Below are 20,013 nucleotides of genomic sequence, written 5' to 3' on the forward strand. Positions count from 1 at the left end.
TACTTAATGGAGCAGTTGAACTATCTTCTTTTCGCCTGGATCGATGCCACTCCGGCCAGCCCGGAATGGTTGATCGATCTTGCCACTTTCATTGCACGGGATCTGATCGCCATTATCCCGCTGCTGATTGTCGGCCTGTGGTTCTGGGGGGCGCATAGCCAACTGGCAGCACAGCGAGAAGTGGTAGCCAAAACGTCCATTGCCCTGCTATTTGCCATGAGCTCTTCGGCCACTATTGGCGCATTGTTGCCCCATGAACGCCCGTTTGTCGCCGGTATCGGCTATACCTTCCTGGCACATGCTCCTGACAGTTCTTTCCCCAGCGATCATGGCACTGCCATCTTCACTTTCGCCCTCGCTTTCCTGTGCTGGCACCGCGCCTGGTCCGGTTTTTTGCTGATAGTCGTGGCAGTCGCCATTGCCTGGTCCCGCGTATTCCTTGGCGTGCACTGGCCGCTGGATATGGTGGGTGGTTTCCTGCTGGGCGGTGTGGGTTGTCTGTTTGCCCAATTGGTATGGAACCTGTTTGGCGATGCCATCGCCCAACGTCTGACACGCCTGTACCATTTCCTGTTCGCCTTCCCGATCCGCAAAGGATGGGTGAAAGAATAATACCTGTCCGCAGGGGGCTGCCCCCCTGCCAGCTATAACACCCCGGTCGTCACGCGGAACTCTCGCTTCTCCCCTGCTTTTAACATCGCGGCAACCTCTGGGCTGCAACTGGCCGGCTGGATAAACGCCGCCGCTCGGGAGTTGGCTCGTGGCCGCTGTAAAACGGCAAAGTTGAATTGACCAGTGGCAAAACGGGTCACATACCTTCTTCCGCACGGTGCCAACATAAAAAACTCGGCCTGATCGACATACAGCGAGAGATTGTCTGAGCAAATGACCTGCTGCGGATTATCACGAATATTGAGCGCACAACCCGGCAGATTTTGGCGGAAAACGGCCCCCTCCTCACAGGCATAGTTCATGTGGCACATATAACTCAATGGCTGATCCTGCTCGCCCAGGTTGTTGATCACCATCTCAATACCGAACTGTGTGCTGTTGGAAGCTAACTGGACGGCCGGTTGGGTGCGGCAAGGGCCGTCGGCAGTACGGGCTCGTACCGTGATCGCTTCCTCTTCTACCTCCAGCCAGACATCAATTATCGGACCATGATTAGCAGGCAAACCTTGGTGGGATGCAAAGCAACCACTGGCGTCATTACGCCGAGGCTGCGTGTGACCCGTCTTTGATTTGAGGGAGTGGCCGTCAAATACTGCATCCCAAATCATCAAATCCTGGTAAGGCAACAACGTTAAGGTACCCCGCTGGTTTTGCAGCGCCAATGCGGCGATCTCACCAGAAAACATAAACGTGGTCACCGTAAAATCAGTGCCGCGATACACCTCATTCGGCTGTCTGCCGAACAATCCAGGGTTCAGGTTAATGATCGTCTTCATCTTCTTTCCTCAGGGGCTGCCGTTGCACGGTGAACGGATTTGTCAATGTACAATCTATGTTATTTAAATAACATTTTCCAGAAATTCTTGTGGCACATGATGCTCAACAACCCCGCATTAACTAAAAAAACACTGGTAATACAACTTGAAATGGAAATGTTAGAATGTTAGGATTATAACATCACTAACACCCCAAAACGTTTTTACACCCATAGAGGAAATTACCATGACTACTGAACAGATTGATTACGCTCGCTATATCGACCATACCCTGCTGGCTATGGACACCACAGAAAGCCAGATCAAACAACTGTGCGAAGAAGCGCGTCAGCATAACTTCTATTCCGTCTGCGTTAACTCGGGTTATGTGCCGTTGGCCGCCCACCTGTTGCAGGAAAGCAACGTTAAAGTTTGCTCGGTTATCGGCTTCCCTATGGGGACAGGTTTGACCGTATCCAAGGCTTTCGAAGCCAAAGCTGCCATTGCCGCCGGTGCCCAGGAAATCGATATGGTGATCAACGTCGGTTGGCTGAAAAGCGGCCTGAATGACGAAGTGAAGGCCGATATTGCCGCAGTGCGTGAAGTTTGCGCGGCTACCCCGTTGAAGGTAATATTGGAAACCTGTCTGCTCAGCGATGAAGAAATCGTTGTGGTTTGTGAGATGTGTCGTGAACTGGATGTCGCCTTTGTTAAAACCTCTACCGGTTTCAGCACCGACGGCGCTCGTGAAGAACACGTCAAACTGATGCGTGCTACCGTAGGCAGCGAGATGGGCGTCAAAGCCTCTGGCGCAGTGCGCGATCGCGCTACCGCAAGGAAAATGATTGCCGCTGGTGCAACACGTATCGGCTCCAGCTCGGGCGTTTCGATCGTTTCTGGCGATGCGGCTGACACCGGTAGCTACTGATTTTCGCTAGCTCTATCTAGTTTTAACAACAAAGATACCCTATGGATTTCGAGCTGCAGCCAGATGAGTAAGTGCAGGTAACAGCGCTGCAGCTTGAAAGACAACGGGTATAATGCGGGGTTGTGCCCTTATGGCACGACTCCGCATTATTGTGTTGGAGCGAACGAAAAAGACTTTTGGCTCCTTTATCCCCTTCGGCCACACTTGAGAACCTGGGGTATTAACCTGTAGGAATAACTGATGGAAACCCGGCGCGACGAACGTATCAACCGGTTGGTTCAGGCTCTAAAGCGTTCTGACAAGATCCACTTAAAAGAAGCAGCCGCACTGCTCGGCGTCTCGGAAATGACCATCCGGCGCGATCTCAGTGCCGAACCTGCTGCGGTAGTCTTGCTTGGGGGTTATGTCGTAGCCGATCCGCGTACCAACGGGGTGACCAATTACTTTGTCTCCGATCAGAAAGCCAAACAGGTGGCAGAAAAGCGCCGTATTGGCATGCTGGCGGCACCGCTGGTCAACGAAAATGACACGGTGTTCTTTGACTGTGGCACCACCACCCCGGCCATTATCGACGCCATTGCCGATGAACTCCCCTTTACCGCCATCTGCCACTCACTCAACACCTTCCTGGCGCTGCAGGACAAGCCCAACTGCAAGGTGATCCTGTGCGGCGGCGAATTCAAAGCGAGCAACTATATTTTCACCGCCATTGGTCAGCATAACGAGTTGGACCACATCTGCCCTAACGTGGCCTTTATCTCTGCGGCAGGCATCACTTTGCAGCACGGCGCAACCTGCTTCAACTTTGATGAGCTAGCGATGAAACACAAAGTATTGGACAAAGCGCAGCAAAAGATCCTGGTCGCCGACCACAGCAAATTTGCCCAAACCAAGCCTGCCTGCATCGGGCCGCTGGCATTGTTCGATAAAGTGATCACCGATCGCCAACCTGAACCCGAGTTCATCGACTTTTTCAACCAACACGCGGTCACTTTGCGTTTCTGATCTTGGCTTCACTGCCGATTTTATGCCGTGTCCCCGGTGCCACTGAGGGACGCGGTTGCCAATTCCTCGTTAAACTCAGGCTTTTTTTTAAGCAATTAAACTTAAAATATTCCTAATGACCGATAATTACAGGTTAATGGATTGCAACAACTTGCCAGCGTTATTATTCCGCGCAGAACATTATTGCGGTCATTTGCATCAAAACTCCCCCAGATAAAATGGCTCCAAGCCTCAACCCACGCCATTTGACCATCTTTTAGCGAAAAATTATCAGCTATTTAAAATCAATTTATCAGGATTTATCCTTATTCATGTGATGATTGAAATCGTTTTATTACGCTCGTCACCTTCTGGCCATTTTGATAACAAAAATCAGTAAATAACTTTAAAAACAATCAGATAATATTTTCACCCTCAATAACCAAACGTGATCTATATCACTAAAACAGCTTAATCCGGCTTTTTCGCTAGATCCAAACCAGCACATAAAATATATTGCTCGCCCTGCCACACAAGGCAGGTTTTTATCTGGTCAAACATTACTTAAACCGGATAAAGGCTGTGGGTTTAGTGAGAGCGGTTGCAGCATGATGTTTCGCACAAATGCGCAACATTTGCATGAAAATTTACAATAAAAGCACTTAACCGCACACATCACGCATTTGGGAGCAAGATCACGGTTGTTTCTGCTGTAAATCGTTATCTTGCCGCCAACAAAATCGGTGGGCAGTTGCTCCTCCGGCAGAAACATCGGCGTTGGGCCCTTTAACAGCAGAAACCATTTTAGACAGGTTAGCAAAATCATTAGCCTGATAAACAATACAGAGGCGCATTCAGCCTCTAGTTGTAACAACGGATTTTACCATTGGTGACATAACAACTTATTTCACCAGCGGATTTTAAACTTAAGTTTTTCTTTTTATTTTAAATTATCGTGTTCACCTCGGAGATATTTATGGACACTACACAGACCGGTACTATCGCCTCTGCAGCCTCAGGTTCCAGCACGGCCTGGCGCAAATCAGATACCATGTGGATGTTGGGCCTTTACGGCACCGCCATCGGCGCTGGCGTCTTGTTCTTGCCAATCAACGCCGGTATCGGTGGTTTGATCCCGCTGATCATCATGGCCATCATCGCCTTCCCGATGACCTTCTTCGCCCACCGTGGCCTGTGCCGTTTCGTTTTGTCCGGCAAAAACCCAGGTGAAGACATCACCGAAGTGGTAGAAGAACACTTTGGCATCAGCGCGGGTAAACTGATTACCCTGCTCTACTTCTTCGCCATTTACCCAATCCTGCTGGTTTATAGCGTCGCGATCACCAACACCGTGGACAGCTTCATCACCCACCAGTTGGGTATGACCTCGCCACCGCGCGCCATCCTGTCGCTGATCCTGATCGTTGGCCTGATGGGCATCGTGCGTTTCGGTGAACAGGCGATCGTGAAGACCATGAGTATCCTGGTATTCCCGTTTGTTGCGGTGCTGATGCTGCTGGCGCTCTATCTGATCCCTAACTGGAGCAGTGCCATCTTCGAAAACGTCTCACTGGCCGGTTCTGGCGGCAGCCTGGGCCACGGCCTGGTGATCACCCTGTGGCTGGCAATCCCGGTTATGGTGTTCTCGTTCAACCACTCACCGATCATCTCCGCCTTTGCAGTCGCAAAACGCGAAGAGTACGGCGTGGACGCCGAGAAGAAATGTTCCCGCATCCTGGGCTACGCACACATCATGATGGTGCTGACCGTGATGTTCTTTGTTTTCAGCTGTGTGCTGAGCCTGTCCCCGGCGGATCTGGCCGAAGCCAAAGCTCAAAACATCTCCATCCTGTCTTACCTGGCTAACCACTTTAACAACCCGGTGATCGAGTACATTGCTCCAGTCATCGCCTTTATCGCCATCACCAAATCCTTCCTGGGTCACTATCTCGGTGCTCGTGAGGGCTTTAACGGCATGATTGCCAAGTCGATGAGAAGCCGTGGCAAAACCATCACCACTCACAAGCTGAACCGCATCACTGCTATCTTCATGCTGGTGACCACCTGGATCGTTGCCACACTGAACCCAAGCATTCTGGGCATGATCGAGAACCTGGGTGGCCCAATCATCGCGATGCTGCTGTTCCTGATGCCGATGTATGCGATCCGTAAAGTGCCTGCCATGCGCAAGTACAGCGGCCACATCAGCAACGTATTTGTGGTCGTGATGGGCCTGATTGCCATCTCTGCCATCCTGTACACGCTGTTCGGTTAATTGCGCTCAGCCGGTGCCCAATGGCACCGGCTATCTCGAATCTCCCCCTCCTATCCCGCCGCGAACTCAAGCATTACCCATATGCCCCCTAAACGGCAGGCTGAGGGAATTAACTTCAAGAAGGAAGCGAGACTATGGTCAGCGTTTTCGATATTTTCAAAATTGGCATCGGCCCTTCCAGTTCCCACACCGTCGGCCCGATGAAAGCCGGTAAACAGTTTGTCGATGATTTGCTGGCCGCTGGGCAACTCCACGATACAACGCGGGTGGCGGTTGACGTCTATGGCTCGCTGTCATTGACGGGTAAAGGGCACCATACCGACATCGCGATTATTATGGGTCTGGCAGGCAATCTGCCCCATGACGTGAACATCGACAGCATCGCCGGCTTTATTCGTGATGTAGAACAGCGTGGCCGCCTGTTGTTGGCAAAGGGTGAGCACGAGGTCGATTTTCCACAGCCTGGTGGCATGAACTTCCACAGCACTAACCTGCCGCTGCACGAAAACGGCATGTCGATCAGCGCCTATGCTGGCGATCAGTTACTGCACAGCAAAACCTATTACTCCATCGGCGGCGGATTTATCGTTGATGAAGAAAACTTCGGCCAATCGGCCAACAATAGCGTCGCGGTCCCCTATCCTTATCGTTCAGCGCTGGATTTGCAGCAGCACTGCAAAGATACCGGGCTTTCACTTTCCGGGTTGGTGATGCAGAACGAACTGGCATTGCGCAGCAAAGCAGAGATCGAAGCGCACTTTGCCGACGTCTGGCAGGTGATGCGTGCCGGTATCGAACGCGGTATGAATACCGAAGGGTTGCTGCCTGGCCCGATGAAGGTACAACGCCGTGCCGCTGCCCTGCGTCGCATTCTGGTAACCGGTGACAAGAACAATATCGACCCGATGAACGTGGTGGATTGGATCAATATGTTCGCGTTTGCGGTCAACGAAGAGAACGCTGCGGGTGGCCGGGTGGTGACGGCCCCCACCAACGGGGCCTGCGGTATCATTCCAGCGGTGCTGGCCTATTACGACCAATTTATCCGCCCGGTGAACACCAACTCCTACAGCCGTTACTTCCTGACTGCCGGAGTGATCGGTTCGTTGTACAAGATGAATGCTTCAATCTCCGGCGCCGAAGTGGGTTGCCAAGGGGAAGTCGGCGTTGCCTGCTCTATGGCGGCAGCTGGTCTGGCAGAGCTGATGGGGGGTAGCCCGGCGCAGGTTTGCATCGCCGCAGAGATTGCCATGGAGCACCATCTTGGGTTGACCTGTGATCCACTGGCCGGACAGGTTCAGGTGCCTTGTATCGAACGTAACGCGATTTCCGCCGTGAAGGCGGTCAACGCCGCACGTATGGCACTGCGTCGCACCAGCGAGCCGCGCGTTTGCCTGGATAAGGTGATCGAGACCATGTACGAAACCGGCAAGGACATGAATTCCAAATACCGTGAGACATCACAGGGCGGATTGGCCATCAAGGTTGTGGCGTGTAATTGATGTTTGCCCACATCGGTAATCGCGGTTTCCCCTCACCCCAACCCTCTCCCACAGGGAGAGGGAGCTGTACGGAGCTGCATTCAGGTACAGGAGTAAGTCTGTGGCACTGCGTAGAGGCGTTACATGTGAGGTCAAACACGAGAGTTTATTTGTAGCACGGTAAGTCCCCTCTCCCTGTGGGAGAGGGTTAGGGTGAGGGGCATATTGGCGTTGTTCAGCCGAAAATACCGCCAAACCACTGGGTCAGCTTCATCATCACAAAGTCCCACATACGGCTAAAGAAGTTCCCTTCCTTCACTTCCTGCATCACCACCAGCGGGTGCTGTTCGATAGTTTTGCCATCCAGTTGGAAATCGATGGTGCCTACCACCTGATTTTTCGCCAGCGGCGCTTCCAACGTTGGTTGGTTAAGCTTGTAGCTGGCCTTCAGGTTTTTCATCTGCCCTTTCGGAATGGTGACGGCGGCATCCTTCGCCACGCCCAGCGGCACCTCACCCACGTCGCCAAACCACACTTTCTGCGTCACAAAGGCTTTGTCGGCCTTGATCGGCGTCGCGGTTTCATAGAAACGGAAGCCCCAGGTCAGCAACTTCTCGCTTTCGCTAAAGCGCACACGGTCACTCGGTGCCCCTAGCACCACCGAAATCAGGCGCATTGGGCCATCGGTCGCCGAGGCGACCAGGTTATGCCCGGCCCCGCTGGTGTAGCCGGTTTTGATACCATCCACATTCAGGTTGGTGCTCCACAGCAGGCGGTTACGGTTTATCTGGCGGATCTTGTTGAAGGTAAACTCTTTTTCTTTATGCAACGCGTACTCATCCGGCACGTCGCGGATCAGCGCCTGGCTCAGCAACGCCATATCGCGTGCGGTGCTGTACTGCCCTTCGGCATCCAGACCATGCACGGTCAGGAAGTGGGTATTTTGCAGGCCCAGTGACTTGCCGTAATTGTTCATCAAGCCCACGAACGAATCCTGGCTACCCGCCACGAAGTCCGCCAAGGCGATGCTGGCGTCGTTACCTGACTGGATAACGATGCCTTTATTGAGTTCCGACACCGGCACCTGGTCGCCGGGTTTGATAAACATCAGGGAGGAGCCCCGCAGCACCGGGTTGCCGGTTGCCCAGGCATCTTTGCCCACGGTGACCAGATCGTCCGGTTTGATTTTACCGGCTTTCATCGCCTGGCCAATCACATAGCTGGACATGATTTTAGTCAGGCTAGCAGGATCCAGACGGGTATCCGCGTTGCCTTCCGCCAGGATCTTGCCACTGTTGTAATCCATCAATACATAGGCTTTCGCATCGACCTGCGGTGCGGCCGGGGCCTCTGCGGCCTGTACGGTAGGCACAACCAACAACATGACACCTACGCTGAGGGCCAATTTACCAAGAGGAGTAGAGCGGTTATTTTTCATCATGACGTCGCCAGAGTGTCCATTCAAACCATTGAAATAGCGTTAACTTTCAAACATGTTCACGTTTTCAGCCAACCAGCGAAAGTGGCACAGGGCCGCGCTGCCAACCGAGAAATAATCAGCGGCTCCCATTTGGGCCAACGCGGCACCAAAAGTGCCCTCATTGTGAGTTTATTAGATTGCTCTTGTTTTTGCAGGGTTTAGGCTGATTTTTCTGCATTTTTACATAACTGTACGTAACCATAGAGAAATTGGTTGGAAATCACGCTATGCGCCAGGTTAAGTAAACCTTCAACAAACCGTCGCCACACTGTCATCAAAGTTACTTATGCTGTGCGCATTTCACCGCGGCAACTGGCTGGCAGCCGTGCGTATCCGTTATCCTGTAGTCCGAGAGCATTCCTTGCCGGAGAAATATTGATGGATTTAGCCCTGTTCGACCTGGATGAAACCCTGATTGATGATGACAGCGCCAGCCTGTGGGTTCGCTGGCTGGTGGCCGAAGGGTTTGCCCCGCCAGAGTTGGAACACCAAGAGCAACTGTTGATGCAATCTTACTATCAGGGCCAGTTGTCGATGGAAGATTATATGCAGGCAACGCTGGCTCCGCTGGCTGGCCTGAGTATCCAGACCGTCGCTGGTTGGGTGCAGCGCTATATTCGCCGGGATATCCTGCCCCGCGTCTACCCCGCGGCACGCGAACGCATGCAATGGCATCGCGAACGGGGCGACTGTATTCTGGTGATTTCAGCAACCGGTGAGCACCTGGTTGCCCCCATCGCCGAACAACTGGGGGCCGATGGCGCGCTGGCTATCGGTGTCGAAGTGGCAGAGGGCCGCTTTACCGGCAATACCTACGGCACCATGACCTATCAACAGGGTAAGGTCATCCGCCTGCAACAATGGCTGCAGCAACACCCTGAACTGCAATTTGCCCATAGCCACGGCTATAGCGACTCCATTAACGACAAAACTATGCTGGAATACGTCGACAGTGCCACCGTCATCAACCCGAATAGCGATCTTGGTGCGCTGGCTGAACAGCACGGTTGGGAAATCTGCCACTGGGAACGCTGATTTCAAGGTGACAAAACCGGGTTTGTAGCGTAGGTATGATGGTTACTGTTATCCGTTGATGAGGAGGTGCTTTGTGCTGACCATTTGGGGCCGTGAAAATTCCAACAACGTCAAAAAAGTGCGCTGGTGTGCCGCAGAGTTAGGGCTGAATTATACCCATATCAACGCCGGGGGGGCCTACGGCAAGGTTAACGAAGAACCTTACCGATCGCTTAACCCCAACGGCCTGGTACCGCTGTTGCAGGATGGAGATTTCGTGTTGTGGGAATCCAATACCATCGTGCGTTATCTGGCGGCCAAGTTCGGCCAGACGCCATTCTACCCGCAGGATCTCCAGGCTCGTGCTGCGGCAGAAAAATGGATGGATTGGAATACCTCAACCATTGTCGCCCCCTTCCGCACCGTGTTCTGGGGCATGGTTCGCACCCTGCCCGAAAAGCGTGATATGGCTCTGATTGAGGCCGCCATTGCCGAACTGGAGCAACACTTTGCTATCATCGAACGGACGTTGGCTGAGCAACCCTACCTTTCAGGCCAAGAGTTCGGTATCGGCGATATTCCACTCGGCAGCTTTGTTTACGCCTGGTTTTCCATGCCGATCGAGCGCCAGCCCAGCCCGCATATGGAACGCTGGTATCAGCGGTTATGCGCACGCCCTGCTTACCAACACGCAGTAATGATACCGCTCACCTGATTGCCACAGTGCCCCTGAGGGGGGACTTCGTACAACGGAGGTACGAATAGGTATGTCATTATTTTATTTACAGGTACGCCGTAACCATCTGACGCTGAAAAGCATCGACACTCAGAATACCGCCGCAGGAACAGCCGATTTCAGCACTCAGCGGTTGCTGATCGGCCAGTTCTTTATTGCCGAATACTGCCTGTATAATCTGGTACCACAGTTCTTTCCTGGCTTTCTCAACCAGCTTAAACGCCGACATTTTCGTCATGACATCGTGATCCATGCAATGGAAATGTTGGAAGGCGGCGTAAGCCAGGTGGAGCAGCGGATCCTGCAGGAAATTACCGTTGCAGGCTTTCCCAAAGGATATCACTCAGTTTATGCAGACCCGCATCCCCTGAATGATGACACGGTAAAACGCATTTTCTTAATGAATTCCGACCAGGTGCTTACCGCAGCCGACCTCAAACACACCTAAATTTCAATATGTTGCATTTTTTCTTTGCTGTGCTTAAGTTAGTTGAACCACTCAGGAGGCACTATGAAGATCACCGTAACAGACGCACTACAGCCAGAAGATACCGAAGAGATTCGCAATCATTTAAAAACTTTTAACCGCAAATTTGTCGGCGATATTCTGAACAAAAACATCGGGGTTTTTGTCCTGGATGATCAGGGCAATAAGCTCGCCGGGTTAACCGGCAGCACCGTAGGCAGTTGGTTAAGCATCGATCTGTTATGGGTATCTGAGACATTACGCGGCGAAGGTGTAGGCAGTAAGCTCATCAAGAAAGCAGAACAGCAGGCAATGGCGGATGGCTGCAAATTTGCACGTGTAGATACTTTCAGTTTTCAGGCTCGTCCTTTCTACGAAAAACAGGGTTACCAATTGCAAATGACATTGCACAATGCGCCGGTAGAACACGAACGCTATTTCTTCACCAAAACCCTCACTGACTGACAGGTAACGCGATGGAAACCCAAGCAATGGTAATCAACTGCGTGGCGTACAAGGCCGGTAAACGGCTGACTGACGTGACGATTGAGGACATCAGTGAAGTGGTCAAGGAGCCGGACACCTTTATCTGGCTGGGCTTGTGGCAACCGGAAGACGCGTTCATGCGCAAGATCCAGGAGGAGTTCGGCCTGCACGATCTGGCGATCGAAGACGCCTTATGCGCCCATCAACGGCCCAAAATCGAGACCTACGGTGATTCGCTGTTCATCGTGGTGAAAACCGCACAGTGGGTTAAAGAAGAAGTCGAATACGGTGAGACCCACTTTTTCGTTGGCAAAAATTTCCTGATCAGCGTGCGCCACGGTGCTTCTTCAAGCTATGCCCCTATCCGCGCCAAGGCAGAGGAAAACCCCAAGCAGCTGTGCCACGGGCCTGGCTTTGCGCTGTATTCGGTATTGGATTTTATCGTCGACAACTATCGCCATATCGTCGGCAAGTTCGAAACGATGATCGAAGACATCGAGTCCAACATGTTCAGATCGGAGTTTGACGAAACCGCCATCGAAAACGTCTACAGCCTGCGCCGCCACCTGCTCGGTCTGCGCAATGCCGCTCTGCCGATGGATGAAATCTGCAACCAGCTGATCCATCTGCATGAGGATGTGATCCCCAAAGAGCTGCGGGCCTACGTTCGCGACGTGCAAGACCATACCCGGCAAGTGGCCAGCACGCTAGACGATATGCGCGAAATGCTGACCAACGCCATGCACGTCAATCTGGCATTGGTGACCGTCAAGCAAAACGAAGTGGTTAAGCGATTGGCTGGCTGGGGGGCTATCCTGGCAATTCCAACGGTGATCTTCAGCCTGTATGGGATGAACTTCGCCGATATGCCAGAATTGAAGTTTCCCTGGGCTTACCACACCACGCTGGGCGTCACCGTCGCCGGTTGCTGCTTCCTGTACCAAAAACTCAAGCGTTCCGGCTGGTTATAGTTCATCAGCAAAACGGCCTATACTTATCGGGCCGTTTTGTTTACACCATTCATAGATAACGGTGTAATTTCCCGTTGCCCAAGTGTAAAATCCGCCCGTTTTCTATTTTGGATTGAGCTATGTCACAAACTATGACCCCAAAAGCCCCCCGTGTCGGCTTTGTCTCACTAGGTTGCCCGAAAAACCTGGTTGATTCTGAACGGATCCTGACTGAACTGCGTAACGAAGGTTACCAGGTAGTACCCCGCTATGATGATGCAGAGCTGGTGATCGTGAACACCTGCGGCTTTATCGACAGCGCCGTTCAAGAATCGCTGGAAGCCATCGGTGAAGCCTTGAACGAGAATGGCAAGGTGATTGTGACCGGCTGCCTGGGTGCCAAAGAAAACCAAATCCGTGAGGTGCACCCGAAGGTCCTGGAAATTACCGGGCCGCACAGCTATGAACAGGTTTTGTCCCACGTTCACCAATATGTGCCGAAACCGGAACATAACCCCTTTACCAGCCTGACCCCGGCGCAGGGCGTGAAGCTGACGCCAAAGCACTACGCCTACCTGAAGATTTCCGAAGGCTGTAACCATCGCTGCACCTTCTGCATCATCCCATCGATGCGTGGCGATCTGGACAGCCGCCCGATCGGTTCCGTGCTGGATGAAGCCAAACGCCTGGTGGAGTCTGGGGTGAAAGAGCTGCTGGTGATCTCACAAGACACCTCGGCCTACGGCGTCGATGTCAAACATCGCACCGGTTTCTGGAACGGCCAGCCGGTAAAAACCAGCATGGTCAGCCTGTGTGAACAGCTTTCCAGCCTGGGTGCCTGGGTGCGTCTGCACTACGTTTACCCTTACCCGCACGTGGACGACGTGATCCCGCTGATGGCAGCAGGCAAGATCCTGCCTTATCTGGATATTCCACTGCAGCACGCCAGCCCGAAAATCCTCAAGCTGATGAAACGCCCTGGCGCGGTAGAACGCACGCTGGAGCGCATCAAACGCTGGCGCGAAATCTGCCCGGAGCTGACACTGCGTTCCACCTTTATCGTTGGCTTCCCAGGGGAAACCGAAGAAGACTTCCAGATGCTGCTCGACTTCCTGACCGAAGCCAAGCTGGATCGCGTTGGCTGCTTCAAGTTCAGCCCGGTAGAAGGTGCTGCCGCTAATGAACTGGCCGATCCGGTGCCAGAAGAGGTGAAGGAAGAACGCTTCCATCGCTTTATGCAGTTGCAGCAACAAATCTCTGCCCAACGCTTGCAAGACAAGATTGGCCGCGAAGTGCTGGTGCTGATCGACGAAGTGGATGAGGAAGGTGCCATTGGCCGCAGCATGGCGGACGCACCAGAAATCGACGGTGCGGTATACCTTAACGGTGAAGCCAATGTCAAAGTCGGCGACATCGTCAAAGTGAAGATTGAGAACGCCGACGAGTACGATCTCTGGGGTTCCAAGGTCTGACTTAGACCACCGCGAATAACAATAAAGGGGTTAGCAGCAATGCTAACCCCTTTATTTATTGGTGAACTAGCAGCTAGTTACTTGTCGTCCGGCAGAGCATAAGCAATGACATAGTCACCCCGCTCTGCGGCCTGACGAGCACCACCAGCGCTGATAATAATGTATTGCTTGCCGTTCTTCGGTGACACAAAGGTCATTGGGCCGGACTGGCTGCCCACTGGCAGACGCTCTTTCCAGATCTCTTTCCCGGTTGCCGTATCGAAGGCACGCAGGTAGAAATCCTGAGTACCAGCAAAGAACAGCAGACCGGATTGAGTTGACAAGCTCGCACCCAGCGTTGGCATGCCCACTTCCATCGGCATACGCATTTTAATGCCCAGCGGCCCTGTATCCTGCACTGTACCTACCGGAACCTGCCACACCAGTTTGCCCGACTTCAGGTCTACCGCTGACATGGTGCCAAACGGTGGCTTCTGGCATGGAATGCCCAGTGGGGAGAGGAAGCGTTCACGGATCGCACCGAACGGCGTACCGTCCATCGGAACCAGACCCATTTCGATTCCACTGGCGCCGGTCGGCACCTTGCTGCGTGGCACCATCGAGTTGGCTAGCCCCAAACGCATATCGTTAACAAACATGATGGCATTGTTCGGATCCACCGAGACGCTGCCCCAGTTCATCCCGCCCAACGAGCCAGGATATTGTAAAGCACGGTCGATACCCGGTGGTGTATAGACGCCCTGGTGACGCATCCCTTTGAACTCGATGCGGCACAGCAGTTGATCGAGCGGCGTTGCGCCCCACATGTCGGACTCGGTCAGCGTCTCGTTGCCAATATTCGGCATTCCCACCGAGAACGGCTGGGTTTTGGAGTAACGTTCGCCAGGCACATTGCCCTGCGGTACTTCACGTTCTTCCACTTTCGCCACTGGCTGACCGTTCTCACGGTTGAGCATAAAGATCATGCCCTGCTTACTGGTTTGCACCAGCACGGGTGTCGTACCCCCCTTACCATCTGGCAGATCGTACAGTAACGGCTGGGAAGGCAGGTCAAAGTCCCACAGGTCATGGTGCGTGGTTTGGAAATGCCAACGCACTTTGCCGCTGGTGGCATCAACAGCCACGATGGAAGAACTGTATTTATCATCCAGCTCGGTACGCTCGCCGCCAAAGAAGTCAGGCGTGGCGTTACCGGTCGGCAAATAGATCAGATTCAGTTTGGCGTCGTAGGACATTGCGGACCATACGTTCGGCGTACCGCGCGTATAGGTTTCACCCGCTGGTGGCAGCTTGGTAATGGCCGGATTACCCGGATCCCATGCCCAGGCAAGTTCACCAGTATGCACATCATAAGCACGCACCACACCAGGAGGTTCTCCGGTAGAGAAGTTATCCGCCACGCGGCCACCGACCACCACCAGGTTACCCGCCACCAATGGGGTTGAGGTTTGCTGGTAATAACCCGGTTTAACTTCGCCCATGCCCACTTTCAGATCGACAGTGCCGTTATCGCCGAAGTCGGCGCAAGGTTTGCCGGTATCGGCATCAATGGCAATCAAACGCGCATCGATGGTTGGCAGGAACAGGCGGCGTTCGCACATGGCCGGTGCCGAAGCGCTAGTGGCAACCACTGGCGATGAGGCTGGCTGAGCCGCATTGTCGTAATAACCCAGGCCACGGCAACGCTGCCAGTTAGGTGCAGAGGCTTTAGGATCGTAGGACCACAACTCTTTGCCGGTATCGGCTTCCAACGACAGCACTTTGCCGTAAGCGGTACAGACATACAGGGTGTTGCCGATCTGCAGCGGGGTATTCTGGTCTTCAGCGCCAGAGCCGTTGCTTTGTGGAATATCGCCGGTATGGGCAATCCACGCCACCTTCAGCTTGCTGACGTTAGACTTGTTGATCTGATCCAGCGCGGCAAAACGGTCACCATGGGTAGTATTCCCCCAATGTTCCCAGTTTTTCTGCTCACTACCGGCAGCCACAGGTTTAACCGGAATATCTTCCTTGGCCGCCACCAGTGGCGTAGGCACAAAGGTGTAACCAAATCCGGCCACCAGCGCAACCGCCAGCAACCCTGCCAATGAATAGCTGACGGCGCCGCGAACCGGATGACCGGCACGTTTCTTCAACCATGGATAGGCCAACGCGGCCAGGAAGGCCAGCACGCCGAACATAAACAAGCGTGAGAACAACGGCCAGAAATCCAGGCCAACATCCCACAACGCCCAAATCAGGGTGAACACAAAGGCCAGCGCATACACCCATATGCCTGCAGGTTTGAGCTTGATCACCAGTACCGCAGCGATCAGCATCACCACCCCCATCAGCCCAAAATAGAGACTCCCTCCCAATGAAGCCAGGTAAACGCCGCCGATTGCCAGCGCGAGGCCGATGACGCCCATCAGCCCCCCCAGCAGCCACATCAGGTAATTCCCTATACTTCGTTTATTGCCTGTCTTTGCCATATTCACTTTCTCCCACCGCTAGCAACGCGCAAACTTTGGCGTAACTGCGGTCGCAATAAATAACCATCCCAAGATAACCACTCAACGGGGATAGGTTCCCCGCTGTACTACTGCTTATTATTCAAATGAATAAGCAACGCTCATGCCCCCACCCCAGTTTCTGCCTGGAGCGGGTTCGAAATAGCGGCCATTGCCTTCGTTGACAATCACCGAGCCGACATACTGGCGATCAAACAGATTGTCCACCCGACCAAAAACGGTAAATTGCCAGTTCCCTACCGGGTAGCGATAGCCGGTATTCAGCGCCGCCACGGTGTAGGACGGTGCCTGCTGTGAATTCTGATCGTTGGTCTGGATATCGCTCATGTAGCGCAGTTCAGCACCGGCGAACCAACCCTGAGGAGGCGACCAGGCCAGCGAGGCGTACCCCATATTGCGGGCAATCCCCGGTAGTCGGTTGCCCTTAGGCACCTGCTTTGCGGCAGAACAGATGCTGTCGCCGCAGACATCATCGCGGTAAGTGGCATCCAGCAGCGTCCAGGCCATTTGCAGACGCCAGTCGTAGTTGAACTGTTGATCCAGCGCTAACTCCACCCCACGGCGACGGGTTTGCCCCGCGTTCTTATAGCTGGTGCGCCCGTTGCTGCTCTCATCGACGACAATTTCGTTTTTGGTATCGGTTTGGAACAGCGCCGCGCTGAACAGGCCGTTGCCGATACGGGTCTTGCTGCCCAATTCAACGGTATCGCTGGTAGCAGGTTTTAGATCGAGATTGAGCCCCGCCACGCCTCCTGGGCGATAAGAGAGTTCATTGATGGTAGGGGTTTCAAAACCACGCCCGGCGGAAACATACACATTCCAGGTCTTGGTCAACGCATAGTTGAGCGAGCCTACTGGCAACCACTGGTGGTAGCGGGCGTCGCCACTGTCGTCGCCATTGTTGCCGGTAATATAGCGATCGTTGGAGTCAAAATTGACGGTGCTGAAGCGCACTCCGGCATCCAGCGTCAAACGTGGAGTCAGGTTCCAGGAGGTTTGCAGATAGGGATCCACATTCCACATCAGGTTGCGTTCATCCCGCCGAAGATTACCCTTGGTCCCCAATTCGTTAACGCCGTTGACTACCGTGAAATTCTCGTAGCCTTTACGCTGCTCGGTCATGGTTTCGTAGTCGAGTCCCCCCGTCAGACTGAACGGCAACGTAGCGACTTCACCACGATGAGTCCAGCGAGTATCGATACCCTGGTAATGACGTGCCAGAGAGATCACTCCGCCGGGATGTTGTTCACTACGCTGCTGTACGGCCACTGGAATTGACTGATACTGTGTGGTTTCCCGTTCACCGGCGTAAGTCATGATGCTCAGATCGTCATTGGCGCTCATCTGACGTTCATAGCGCAACCCGGCCTGGGTTTGCGAGATGGTTTTACGCGTGTTGTATTGATCTGCTCTTGGGGCCTGGCGCGGATTGTCGTGCCATTCGGCTTCGGTTAAACCACCGGGATCGTCGGCATTAATGTCGACCGAGTTAAACAACAGCGTCAGCGTGCTGACATCATCAATGCGCACACCCAAACGCGCGTTACCCAGATTCTTGCGTGCCCCACTGTGGTCGCGGAACCCTTCAGTGGTAAAACGAGTCGCGGAGACGGCGTAGTTCACGTCACCGGCGTGCGTGCCATCGCCGGTTGCACCGCTGGCTTTCATGCCGTAGCGCCAGGTGCCGTTACTGCCGCTATACATGCCCGCTTCTATCTTGTCCGGTTGTTGGCCAGTTGCGGTCTCTACATTGATGACACCACCGGAAGCGTTGCCATACAGCGCGGAAAACGGCCCGCGCAAAACCTCCACCTTATCCACTGAATTGAGATCGATATTCGACGTTTGCCCTTGGCCATCCGGCATGGTGGCAGGAATACCATCCACATAAATGCGTACGCCGCGTACGCCGTACATTGAGCGCGAGCCAAACCCACGGATTGACAGTTGCAAATCTTGCGCATAATTCTGGCGATTTTGAATTTGCAGCCCCGGCACACTGCCCAGCCCTTCGGAGATATTAATCTGCGGCCTGGCCTGACGAAGTTCATCACCATTAAGCACGCTAACCGCAGCCGGAGTACTCAATTCTGAAAGACCGCTGCGCTTGGCCGTGACCACCATGGAAGATTGGTCCACTGCCCGATCGCTGGCTTGTACGTTTACCGCCATACACAGAGCGCAAGGTAACAGCGCAGAAATGGCGATAGGTGAGATCGCTGTATTTTTTTTATTAATAAAATTCATGTAAAAACTGCCATTAGACGCTTGAGAAGATAGGTACCTTTTAGAAAAAACCGAGCGTATGTTAATACTTATCGCAACAGTTTGAAAATAGCGGAGAGAAACTCAAACTTCTATTAACTCGAATTTTACACAAATGATAAATATAAATGATGAGTCTTAAATGGGGGAATGTGAAGGATTTAGATTATTGCTATCAATATCAATGCGTAAAATTAATTTCCTTATAATTTAGTCATGTTTAATAATCAAACTGAGAGAGTAAAAAATAAGTAAGATTTTGGGAGGAGTACTGCCCCGCACAAGCTGCGGGACAGTTTGATTTGGTTAACTGATCGGCATGCGAGTCGGGTCTGGGTATTGATATTCAAACCCCAGCTCGTTACAGATACGGCTGCCGTCCACCAGCCGCCCTTGTTGTTCATCTTGTTGCGCAAACTGCGGAGGTTGCAATTGCAGTTGCTCGGCCAGCGCCGGGTAGAAATCACGTTTGAGCGGATGGCCTGGCGCACAAAGATTGTAGGTATGCCCACCCTTCGGCAGCTTCAGCAGCAGTTGAATGGCCGCGATCACGTCATCCTGATGCACCAGATTGACCCCGTGCGAACCGCCCTTGACGTCAACCTTACCCGCCAGGAAACGGCCTGGATGACGATCCCCACCCACCAGCCCTGCCAAGCGTAAAATGTCCACCGACGTGTTGGGCAATTGATGTAGCCAAAGCTCCAATTCCTCCAGCACTCGGCCAGCCGATGTCACCGGCTTGAGCGGCGAATCTTCTCGAACGATGCCGGTGGTTTCACCGTAAACCGATGTGGAGCTGGTAAAGATGATATGCGGTACGCCAAACGCCATCGCGCTGTCGACCAGCATACGTACGGCATCAAAGTAACTTGCGCTCCCCTCGACGGTTCGGCTGGCAGGCAGAGTGATCACCAACGCATCCGTATACAGCAGTTGTTCCAGATCGTGAGCTTCGCAAATCAGCTCCGGCGTCAGTTCCAGGCGATAACATTCAATACCACTCATCCGCGCGGCTTCGACCCCATCCGGCGTAGTTTTACTGCCAATCACTTCATACCCGTGGCCCATTAACGATAAAGCCAGCGGCATCCCTAACCAACCCAACCCCACAATGGCGACTTTTTTCATCAGCATGCCCCCTAAGAATCGACTAACAAGCCCAACTTCACCGTTGCAGAAGGCCACCAGCCACACCGCAGGCGAGAGTGAGAAACTCCCCTAGGCTACGCCACCGTGCTGGTGGTTACAATCGGTTAACCTTAAGGTTGGGTAAACCACGTATGGCTAATAACTCAGGCGCTTTCATTAAATTAAATTCATAACCACAAAAAAGGGTTGCAAGTTATACAACGGATAGTTTAGCTTAATTAGCAACTCGGCACTGGCTGACCCAATTTTAAAGAGAAACGACATGACTCGCGTTCAGTTCAACCACCATCATCACCATCATCCTGACTAGTCTTTCAGGCGATGTGTGCTGGAAGACGATTCTCGAATCTTCCAGTGGCGCGTAGAACGAACCAAACGCAAGAAAGA

Annotated in this window: 17 protein-coding genes and 1 other annotated feature (1 of these 18 cut by a window edge); of the genes, 12 read left to right on the forward strand and 5 right to left on the reverse strand. The window is 53.2% G+C overall.

Annotated elements, in window-relative coordinates; genetic code table 11:
• Positions 1–6: 6 nt before the first annotated feature.
• Positions 7–612 carry an undecaprenyl-diphosphate phosphatase gene (gene ybjG, locus ABIE29_RS10850; protein WP_429618668.1) on the forward strand — a complete coding sequence of 202 codons (606 nt, stop codon included), beginning with the start codon at positions 7–9 and terminating at the stop codon, positions 610–612.
• A gap of 32 nt (positions 613–644) precedes the next feature.
• Here the strand turns inward: ybjG and ABIE29_RS10855 are convergent, their stop codons facing one another.
• On the reverse strand, positions 645–1,448 hold the full coding sequence (locus ABIE29_RS10855) for a hypothetical protein (RefSeq protein WP_429618669.1): 804 nt from the start codon (positions 1,446–1,448) through the stop codon (positions 645–647).
• Between the two features lie 226 nt (positions 1,449–1,674).
• Between ABIE29_RS10855 and deoC the strand changes: the two genes are divergently transcribed.
• The 4 genes from deoC to ABIE29_RS10875 all read left to right on the forward strand — a co-directional run bounded on the left by deoC (position 1,675) and on the right by ABIE29_RS10875 (position 7,116).
• Positions 1,675–2,355, forward strand: coding sequence for a deoxyribose-phosphate aldolase (gene deoC / locus ABIE29_RS10860; RefSeq protein WP_429618670.1), 681 nt, complete (start codon positions 1,675–1,677; stop codon positions 2,353–2,355).
• Positions 2,356–2,595: 240 nt separating this feature from the next.
• Positions 2,596–3,360: a DNA-binding transcriptional repressor DeoR gene (gene deoR, locus ABIE29_RS10865; RefSeq protein ID WP_429618672.1), complete on the forward strand. Its 765-nt coding sequence runs from the start codon at positions 2,596–2,598 to the stop codon at positions 3,358–3,360.
• A gap of 955 nt (positions 3,361–4,315) precedes the next feature.
• Positions 4,316–5,614 (forward strand): HAAAP family serine/threonine permease, encoded by a 1,299-nt coding sequence (locus tag ABIE29_RS10870; RefSeq protein ID WP_429618674.1) that lies wholly within the window; start codon positions 4,316–4,318, stop codon positions 5,612–5,614.
• A gap of 134 nt (positions 5,615–5,748) precedes the next feature.
• Positions 5,749–7,116: an L-serine ammonia-lyase gene (locus tag ABIE29_RS10875; protein ID WP_429618676.1), complete on the forward strand. Its 1,368-nt coding sequence runs from the start codon at positions 5,749–5,751 to the stop codon at positions 7,114–7,116.
• Between the two features lie 214 nt (positions 7,117–7,330).
• Here ABIE29_RS10875 and ABIE29_RS10880 read toward each other — a convergent pair whose 3' ends face one another.
• The gene (locus ABIE29_RS10880; protein ID WP_429618677.1) at positions 7,331–8,536 is read right to left on the reverse strand and encodes a serine hydrolase; all 1,206 of its coding nucleotides are present in this window, start codon (positions 8,534–8,536) and stop codon (positions 7,331–7,333) included.
• A 417-nt stretch (positions 8,537–8,953) separates the two neighbouring features.
• On the opposite strand from ABIE29_RS10880, the gene ABIE29_RS10885 reads away from it, so the two are divergent.
• The 6 genes from ABIE29_RS10885 to rimO all read left to right on the forward strand — a co-directional run bounded on the left by ABIE29_RS10885 (position 8,954) and on the right by rimO (position 13,699).
• Positions 8,954–9,610, forward strand: coding sequence for an HAD family hydrolase (locus ABIE29_RS10885; protein ID WP_429618679.1), 657 nt, complete (start codon positions 8,954–8,956; stop codon positions 9,608–9,610).
• A gap of 73 nt (positions 9,611–9,683) precedes the next feature.
• Positions 9,684–10,304: a glutathione S-transferase family protein gene (locus ABIE29_RS10890; RefSeq protein WP_429618680.1), complete on the forward strand. Its 621-nt coding sequence runs from the start codon at positions 9,684–9,686 to the stop codon at positions 10,302–10,304.
• A gap of 52 nt (positions 10,305–10,356) precedes the next feature.
• On the forward strand, positions 10,357–10,773 hold the full coding sequence (locus ABIE29_RS10895) for a YjaA family stress response protein (protein WP_429618681.1): 417 nt from the start codon (positions 10,357–10,359) through the stop codon (positions 10,771–10,773).
• 63 nt (positions 10,774–10,836) lie between these two features.
• Complete coding sequence (locus ABIE29_RS10900) at positions 10,837–11,256, forward strand: GNAT family N-acetyltransferase (protein ID WP_429618683.1); 420 nt, start codon at positions 10,837–10,839, stop codon at positions 11,254–11,256.
• Positions 11,257–11,267: 11 nt separating this feature from the next.
• Positions 11,268–12,248: a magnesium and cobalt transport protein CorA gene (locus tag ABIE29_RS10905; RefSeq protein ID WP_429618685.1), complete on the forward strand. Its 981-nt coding sequence runs from the start codon at positions 11,268–11,270 to the stop codon at positions 12,246–12,248.
• A gap of 119 nt (positions 12,249–12,367) precedes the next feature.
• Positions 12,368–13,699, forward strand: a complete 1,332-nt coding sequence (gene rimO, locus ABIE29_RS10910; RefSeq protein ID WP_186530059.1) for a 30S ribosomal protein S12 methylthiotransferase RimO — start codon at positions 12,368–12,370, stop codon at positions 13,697–13,699.
• Positions 13,700–13,776: 77 nt separating this feature from the next.
• Here the strand turns inward: rimO and ABIE29_RS10915 are convergent, their stop codons facing one another.
• The 3 genes from ABIE29_RS10915 to ABIE29_RS10925 all read right to left on the reverse strand — a co-directional run bounded on the left by ABIE29_RS10915 (position 13,777) and on the right by ABIE29_RS10925 (position 19,605).
• Positions 13,777–16,170 (reverse strand): glucose/quinate/shikimate family membrane-bound PQQ-dependent dehydrogenase, encoded by a 2,394-nt coding sequence (locus ABIE29_RS10915; RefSeq protein WP_429618688.1) that lies wholly within the window; start codon positions 16,168–16,170, stop codon positions 13,777–13,779.
• A 117-nt stretch (positions 16,171–16,287) separates the two neighbouring features.
• Positions 16,288–18,456 carry a TonB-dependent receptor PqqU gene (pqqU, locus tag ABIE29_RS10920; RefSeq protein ID WP_429618689.1) on the reverse strand — a complete coding sequence of 723 codons (2,169 nt, stop codon included), beginning with the start codon at positions 18,454–18,456 and terminating at the stop codon, positions 16,288–16,290.
• 324 nt (positions 18,457–18,780) lie between these two features.
• The gene (locus tag ABIE29_RS10925; RefSeq protein WP_429618690.1) at positions 18,781–19,605 is read right to left on the reverse strand and encodes an SDR family oxidoreductase; all 825 of its coding nucleotides are present in this window, start codon (positions 19,603–19,605) and stop codon (positions 18,781–18,783) included.
• A 283-nt stretch (positions 19,606–19,888) separates the two neighbouring features.
• Between ABIE29_RS10925 and hisL the strand changes: the two genes are divergently transcribed.
• The gene (gene hisL, locus ABIE29_RS10930) at positions 19,889–19,936 is read left to right on the forward strand and encodes a his operon leader peptide (RefSeq protein WP_100396937.1); all 48 of its coding nucleotides are present in this window, start codon (positions 19,889–19,891) and stop codon (positions 19,934–19,936) included.
• Positions 19,912–20,013, forward strand: a sequence feature (His leader region); it runs 34 nt beyond the window's last position. Its footprint overlaps the gene before it by 25 nt.

Source organism: Serratia sp. 2723 (assembly GCF_050434425.1).
Lineage (GTDB): Bacteria > Pseudomonadota > Gammaproteobacteria > Enterobacterales > Enterobacteriaceae > Chania.

Bases quoted from the DNA above. Each gene is read 5' to 3' on its own strand.
- ybjG (WP_429618668.1), top strand. From the start codon at position 7: ATGGAGCAGTTGAACTATCTTCTTTTCGCCTGGATCGATGCCACTCCG.
- ABIE29_RS10855 (WP_429618669.1), bottom strand. From the start codon at position 1,448: ATGAAGACGATCATTAACCTGAACCCTGGATTGTTCGGCAGACAGCCG.
- deoC (WP_429618670.1), top strand. From the start codon at position 1,675: ATGACTACTGAACAGATTGATTACGCTCGCTATATCGACCATACCCTG.
- deoR (WP_429618672.1), top strand. From the start codon at position 2,596: ATGGAAACCCGGCGCGACGAACGTATCAACCGGTTGGTTCAGGCTCTA.
- ABIE29_RS10870 (WP_429618674.1), top strand. From the start codon at position 4,316: ATGGACACTACACAGACCGGTACTATCGCCTCTGCAGCCTCAGGTTCC.
- ABIE29_RS10875 (WP_429618676.1), top strand. From the start codon at position 5,749: ATGGTCAGCGTTTTCGATATTTTCAAAATTGGCATCGGCCCTTCCAGT.
- ABIE29_RS10880 (WP_429618677.1), bottom strand. From the start codon at position 8,536: ATGATGAAAAATAACCGCTCTACTCCTCTTGGTAAATTGGCCCTCAGC.
- ABIE29_RS10885 (WP_429618679.1), top strand. From the start codon at position 8,954: ATGGATTTAGCCCTGTTCGACCTGGATGAAACCCTGATTGATGATGAC.
- ABIE29_RS10895 (WP_429618681.1), top strand. From the start codon at position 10,357: ATGTCATTATTTTATTTACAGGTACGCCGTAACCATCTGACGCTGAAA.
- ABIE29_RS10900 (WP_429618683.1), top strand. From the start codon at position 10,837: ATGAAGATCACCGTAACAGACGCACTACAGCCAGAAGATACCGAAGAG.
- ABIE29_RS10905 (WP_429618685.1), top strand. From the start codon at position 11,268: ATGGAAACCCAAGCAATGGTAATCAACTGCGTGGCGTACAAGGCCGGT.
- rimO (WP_186530059.1), top strand. From the start codon at position 12,368: ATGTCACAAACTATGACCCCAAAAGCCCCCCGTGTCGGCTTTGTCTCA.
- ABIE29_RS10915 (WP_429618688.1), bottom strand. From the start codon at position 16,170: ATGGCAAAGACAGGCAATAAACGAAGTATAGGGAATTACCTGATGTGG.
- pqqU (WP_429618689.1), bottom strand. From the start codon at position 18,456: ATGAATTTTATTAATAAAAAAAATACAGCGATCTCACCTATCGCCATT.
- ABIE29_RS10925 (WP_429618690.1), bottom strand. From the start codon at position 19,605: ATGAAAAAAGTCGCCATTGTGGGGTTGGGTTGGTTAGGGATGCCGCTG.